Source organism: Streptomyces sp. NPDC030798 (assembly GCF_055572275.1).
The window spans coordinates 140,078-146,372 of the sequence record NZ_JBVIDR010000009.1; the positions used below are offsets into that span (position 1 = coordinate 140,078).

Annotated in this window: 4 protein-coding genes; 3 read left to right on the forward strand and 1 reads right to left on the reverse strand. The window is 72.0% G+C overall.

The annotated features are described in order from the left end of the window. The first annotated feature begins 165 nt into the window (after nucleotides 1-165). Nucleotides 166-3,255 carry an NACHT domain-containing protein gene (locus tag ACZ404_RS21730; RefSeq protein WP_468442255.1) on the forward strand — a complete coding sequence of 1,030 codons (3,090 nt, stop codon included), beginning with the start codon at nucleotides 166-168 and terminating at the stop codon, nucleotides 3,253-3,255. On the opposite strand, the gene ACZ404_RS21735 is transcribed toward ACZ404_RS21730, so the two are convergent. Next, nucleotides 3,236-4,420 carry a THUMP-like domain-containing protein gene (locus ACZ404_RS21735; RefSeq protein ID WP_468442257.1) on the reverse strand — a complete coding sequence of 395 codons (1,185 nt, stop codon included), beginning with the start codon at nucleotides 4,418-4,420 and terminating at the stop codon, nucleotides 3,236-3,238. The genes ACZ404_RS21730 and ACZ404_RS21735 overlap by 20 nt on opposite strands. A gap of 91 nt (nucleotides 4,421-4,511) precedes the next feature. Between ACZ404_RS21735 and ACZ404_RS21740 the strand changes: the two genes are divergently transcribed. Next, nucleotides 4,512-5,444, forward strand: coding sequence for a polysaccharide deacetylase family protein (locus tag ACZ404_RS21740; protein WP_468442259.1), 933 nt, complete (start codon nucleotides 4,512-4,514; stop codon nucleotides 5,442-5,444). Next, the gene (locus ACZ404_RS21745; protein WP_468442261.1) at nucleotides 5,441-6,280 is read left to right on the forward strand and encodes a polysaccharide deacetylase family protein; all 840 of its coding nucleotides are present in this window, start codon (nucleotides 5,441-5,443) and stop codon (nucleotides 6,278-6,280) included. The genes ACZ404_RS21740 and ACZ404_RS21745 overlap by 4 nt, the downstream gene beginning before the upstream one ends. Nucleotides 6,281-6,295: the final 15 nt, after the last annotated feature.

A 6,295-nucleotide genomic window follows, 5' to 3' on the forward strand; every position in this document is an offset into this window, starting at 1 on the left:
CGGGGGCTCGGTGGACGGCGCAGCAGTGGTCACGGCCGCCGGTGGCGTGGTCGTCGCGGTGCTCGGGGGCGGGGTGGCCCTCTGGCAGACGAGGCGTACCAGGGCACTGGAGCGGGAGAAGATCGAGCTCCAGCTCAGCGCGGACCGGAGTCGCAAGGAGTGGGAGTGGCGCGGGAGGAGCGCACCGCTGAGCGGGAGCGCCGGCGCGCGGCCGAGAAGGCCGAACGCGAGCAGGCCCGCACGGCCCAGCACCTCGCCGCCCGCCGGGACGGCCTCGCCGCGGAGGCAGCCGCCTACTGCACCCGGCTGGTGCGGGAACTGTCCACGCTCAAGATCCTCGACATGTCCCGCCCCCTGCGCCTGGACGACCTCTACGTACAGGTGCGTGTCCAGGAACAGCAGCCGCTGCGGTTCGTGCAGGACGATGAGTTCGGCCGCGACCGGGACGAGTACGACATCCGGGAGACCCGGTCGGCCGACGCCTCCGGCAGCACGCAGACCTACGCCCCGGCGGAGGCGATCCAGCGCTATCAGCGCATCGTCGTCGTCGGCGACCCTGGCGCCGGCAAGACGACGATGCTGCGCCACCTGGCCCTGCGCATGGCGCGCCGCCCGGAGGACGGGACACTGCCCGAGCTCCCTGCCTATGTCGACCTGTTCCGCTTCGTCGAGAGCGGTCACGAGGACATGCTCGACTTCCTGGCCGAACATTGGGCGGACCAGTACGGCTTCACCGGTGCGCGCGACTACGTCGCCGAAAAGCTCACCGACGGTACGGCGGCGCTGCTGCTCGACGGCTTGGACGAGGTGCTGGGCGGGGAGAGCGCCGAGGCGGCGGCCGGGGCGTACTACAGGGCCACCGAGGAGATCACCCGCCTGGCCACACGCTATCCGCGGGCACTGATCGCGACGACCTGCCGCCGGCACGGCTGGCGGGGCGGGCTGCCCCAGTTCCAGGTCCTGGAGGCGTTGGACTTCGAGTGGCCGCAGATCGAGACGTTCGTCTCCAACTGGTTCGGCACCCGCGACCGGCGCCGCGGCGGTCTGGTCCGTGCCCTGTCCGGCAACGCCCGCCTGCGCACCCTCGCGGCGAACCCGCTGCTCCTCAGCCTGATCGCCATCGTCTACGAGCGCGACCTGGAGCTGCCGGAGCGGCGGGCCGCGCTGTACCGGCGGTGCGTGGAGGTGCTGCTGCGGGAGTGGGACGCGCACCGCAAGATCTCCCGGTACAGCAGGTTCACCACCGACCGCAAGCAGGACCTCCTCAAGCAGATCGCGTGCCACTACCACGAGAGGGGCATGCGGTACTTCCCGGAGGACGATCTGCTGCGCCAGATCGCCGTGTTCCTGCCGACGATCGCACTGCCGGCCGAGGACGCCCCTGCCATCCTGGACGAGATCGCCGCCCAGTACGGCCTGCTCAAGGCCCAGGCGCACGGCTGGTACGGCTTCCTCCATCTGACCCTCCAGGAGCACTTCACGGCCGGGGCCCTGCTGGAGCGTGGGGAGGCCGGAATTCGGCGGGCGGTGCGGGCGCGGTACGACCCGTGGTGGGAAGAGGTGATTCTGCTGTTGGCGGGATCGCTGGGGGATGCGACACCCCTGCTGACGGGGGTGCTGCAATTGGACCCCGAGCAACCCCGCACCGTGGGGGAGGGCGGCAAACTGACACTGCCCCACGACGACTTCTTCCACACCGATCTCCTCCTGGCCGCCCGGTGCCTGGCCGGCGGCCCCCGGGTCGCCGACGTGGAACTGCGGCAGCAGATCGTCCGGTCGGTGTGGTCGCTGCTGGGCAGTTCGCCCTATCAGGGGGAGCGGCGACGGGCGGCCGAGGCGATCGTGGGGATGGTGGGCACGGAGGAACAACTGGACGAGGTCATCGCATACATCGACGACCACGCCCGGGAACCGGCGAGCACGGACCTGGTGGAGGCGTTGGCCGCACACGGCGGACGGAGCGTGGGCGAACGACTGCTCGGCCTGCTGTCTCTGCGGCCGGAGTTGGACGCCACGCTCCGGAACGCGATCATCGAAGCGCTTGGCATCCTGCGCGTGGAGGCCGCCGTGCCGATGCTGGTCCGCGAGCTGGAAGAGCTGTCGGGGCGGCGGAGGCCCGCAGGATTCAGCATCGACACGGACCTCGTCGACCAGGCAGGTGCGCTGATCAGGGCGCTGGGCAGGACGGGCGGCCCTGCCGCGCCCGTCCTGCGTACGGCTGTGGTTCTCGCCGAAGAGCGGCAGGGCTGGAACCTGATGCCGGATGTCCGGCTGGCCCTGGTGGAGTCGCGTGACGCCGAGGCACAGGAACTGTTGCCGGACCTTCTGGTGCGGGACAACGACTGGTGCTTCGAGCGCGAGACCCTGGCCGTCGCCTACCTGGACCTTCGAGGGGAGCGCGGAGCCGAGCGCCTGCTCCACCTCGTTCGTTCCGACGGGACGACGACCTTCAAGAGCATCTCCTTGATCGGCGCCGTGGCCCGGTTCTGCGCCACGGGCCATGGTCAGGGACTGCGTGAGCAACTGCTCGCGCTCGCGGGCGATGTCTCCATGGCGTGGCAGGTGCGCTGGCTGGCCCTGGAAGCGCTTGATCATCTGCCCGGCACGATCGCGGAGCTCCAGGCACCACTCGAGAGTTCCGACCCGTACGTCTCGGTGGGAGCCGCTGTCACCTCGGCGGCTTGGGGCACCCCGGTCCGTCTTGAAGCTATCCGTGCCGCCATCCTCGACGGCAGGCTCTCGCCTCATCTGTCGTACGAGCGGGACACGTCCCGTAGTTGGACCTGGATCGGACGGGTCGCCGAACGGCTGGGGAGTGCCCTGGCCCCGTACGGAGGTGTCTATGCAGCGCAGAGCCTGCTGATGGAGGCGAGCGAGGGGGACGAGCACGCCCGCGAATGGCTCTACGCGCTCGATCCGGAGGCGGGAGTGGATGCCTACCTGGCGTATCTGGGTCGCCAGTCGTCCCCGGCGCTCGGCGCCTCCGGTCCGCGGCGTATCCCGAAGAGCCGGGTGCGAGCCGTGCTGAACCACGCCGTGACCCGGGGGATGGACCGCCCCCATGCGCCGCACCACAAGCGACTGGTGAACCTGCTGGCCATGGTCGCCGACGATGCACGGTCGGTCGGCCAGTTGCTCCTGCTCGAGGCCAACCCCTACTACGCCGGCGATGCACACCAAGCCGCCTACACCGTCAGCCGCCGGGCCCGGGTCCGCGTGCTCCCCGACCGCACTGTCACCGCACTGGACGACTAGAGCCGCCGACCGGGTGTCCCAGCAGCATGGTCGGGGCCCCGGCGACCCGGGTGAGGAACACGGTGGCCGCGTGGGGGCCCTGCGGCTTCACCTTCCGGCGCAGTTCCTCGGGCTCCACCGCGGACCCCCGCTTCTTCACGGTCAGGACGCCGACCTCCCGCCGGCGCAGTAGGGCCTTCAGCTTCTTGACATTGAAGGGGAGTTGGTCGGTGATCTCGTAGGCGGTGGCGTACGGCGTGGGGTGCAGGGCGTCGGAGGTGACGTACGCGATGGTCTCGTCGACGAGCCCGCCGTCCACCTGGTCGGCCACCTCGGCGACCAGGTGGGCGCGGATGACGGCGCCGTCGGGCTCGTAGAGGTACCGGCCCACGGGCCGTACGGGCGGGTCGGGCAGGCCGCGGGAGCGGAGGGTGCGCGGGCCGGGCAGCAGGGTGGCGCGGACCAGGCCCGGTTCGGTCCCGAACCAGAGGACCGCCTCCTTCACGTCCCCGCCGTCCGAGATCCACTCGGCCTCCGCCTCGGCCGGGACCGCCTCGTGGGGGATGCCGGGGGCGACCTTCAGGGCGGCGCGGGGCGCGCCGAGGGCCGTGGCGACGGCCCAGGACAGGGGCGGTGAGTACGCCTCCGGGTCGAAGATCCGGCCCCGGCCGCCACGCCGGGCGGGGTCCGCGAACACGGCGTCGTAGCCCTCGGTGCTCACCTGCGTGACGTCGGCCTCCCGGACCTCGATCAGCTCGCCGAGCCCCAGCGCCTCGGCGTTCGCCCGCGCCACCGCCGCCGTCAGTGGATCCCGGTCCACGGCGAGGACCCGGATCCCGGCCCGCGCGAGCGCGATCGCGTCGCCGCCGATCCCGCAGCACAGATCGGCGACGGAGGTGACGCCCAGTTCCCCGAACCGCCGGGCGCGGTACGCCGCCACGCTCGCCCGGGTGGACTGCTCCACCCCGTTCGGCGTGAAGAACATCCGCCCGGCGTCCTCGGCCCCGAACTTCGCCGCCGCCCGCTGCCGCAGCCGCGCCTGCCCCAGGGCCGCCGACACCAGTTCGGCGGGGTGCTCGCGGCGCAGCCGGGTGGCGACGGCCAGCTCCTTGGCGGGGTCGGTGTCGCGGACCTCGTCGAGGAGGGCGCGGCCTTCAGGGGTGAGGAGGGGGGCGAGGTCGTTCACCGGGTCATTGTGGGCCAGTCGGTGGACCGTGCGCCCGGCGGCGGCGGTGTCGGGCCGGATTCGGGGCCGGAGCCTGGTTGGATCCGACCCCATGCGAGTCGTAGTACAAAATGACAATTTTCGGGCACGGCTCCAGAAGCTCGCCCTCCGCTGCGGGGCGGCCGCGTTGGCCTCCACCGCCCTCGTGTCCGGTTGCGCCGCCCCCGGTGCGGACTCCGGCGCCCACCCCGCCCCCGGTCAGCAGCCCGCCCGGGGCGGCCCCGCCGACCCGGCCACCCGCGCGAAGCGCCTCGCCGCCGAACACGCCCGGCTGGTCGCCGCGGCCAGGCGCTGGGGGCTGGAACAGGTCCCGCTGACCCCTCCGCCGCCGCCCGCGACAAAACCGAGGATCACCGCCCGGGCCGGATTCGAGGTGGACCACCAGGAGGACTGGAACCTGCCGCCGGTCTTCACCACCATCCCGACCACACAGAAGATCGTCTTCCTCACGATCGACGACGGCGCGGAGAAGGACCCCCGGTTCCTGCAGATGATGCGGGACCTGAAGGTCCCGTACACAGCCTTCCTCAGCGACTACCTGGTGAAGGACGACTACGGCTACTTCCGCAAGGCGCAGTCCTACGGCAACACCCTCAACAACCACACGCTGCACCACCCCTACCTGCCCGGTCTCACCTACGAGCAGCAGCAGGACGAGATCTGCGGCATGCAGGACATCATGCAGAAGCAGTTCGGCAAGCGCCCGAAGGTCTTCCGCCCGCCCTACGGCAACTACAACCAGGACACCCTGATCGCCGCCAAGTCCTGCGGGATCCAGTACGCGCCCATCTGGAACGAGGAGGTGTACGTCGACCACTGGGAGTACCGCGAGGACGACCAGAAGCTGCGCCGCGGCGACATCGTGCTCACCCACTTCCGGGGCACCGACGACTGGGACGGCACGATGGTCGACGACATGCGCCGCTTCCTGAACAAGGTCACGCGCGAGGGCTACGCCGTGGCCCGCCTGGAGGACTACCTGTGAGGCGGGGGAGGAGCCCGGGACGCGGTCCGGCACGCGCGCTCGCCGCCGCGCTCGCCTCCTCCCTGCTCCTCGCCGGCTGCGCCCAGTCCGTCGACCCCATCGAACGGCTGGGCAAGCGGGCGGCCCAGGAGGTACGGCCGCCCCGCCCGGCGGCCGTGGACCGCGCCTACCGCCGCTGGGGCCTGGCCGCCCCGCTCGCCGCCCCGCCCAGCCACCCGGCCCGCCCGCTCACCGCCCGCCGGCCGGGCGCCGGCCTGCCCCGGGTCGTCGACCACATCCGCACGTCCGACAAGGTCGTCTTCCTCACGTACGACGACGGCGCCGAACGCGACCCCCGGTTCGTCGACATGGTCCGCGAACTCCGGCTGCCCGTCAGCCTCTTCCTCACCGACAGCGTCGTGGGCCCCGGCTACGGCCACTTCGCCCGCCTTCGCGCAGCCGGCGCCGGCATCGAGAACCACACCCTCGAACACCGCGCCCTGGCCGGGCTGCCGTACGCCGGCCAGCGCACCGAGATCTGCGGCCAGCAGGACAAGCTCCACTCCCGCCTCGGCGTCCGCCCCCGCCTCTTCCGCCCGCCCTACGGCGCGTACGACACCACCACCCGCCGCGCCGCCGCCGACTGCGGCATCTCCACCCTCGTCCTCTGGCGCGCCGCGATGACCCCGTCCGACCTCGTCTACACCCATGGCGCCCACCACCTCCGCCCCGGCGACATCATCGTCGTGGGCCCCGACGAGGCGAGCGGCCCACCCCTGAGCGACCGCACGGCCCGGGTCCTCAGGAGGGCCCAGGAACGGGGACTGACGGTGGGGCGGCTGGAGGACTATCTGTAACCCGGCCGGGTTCCT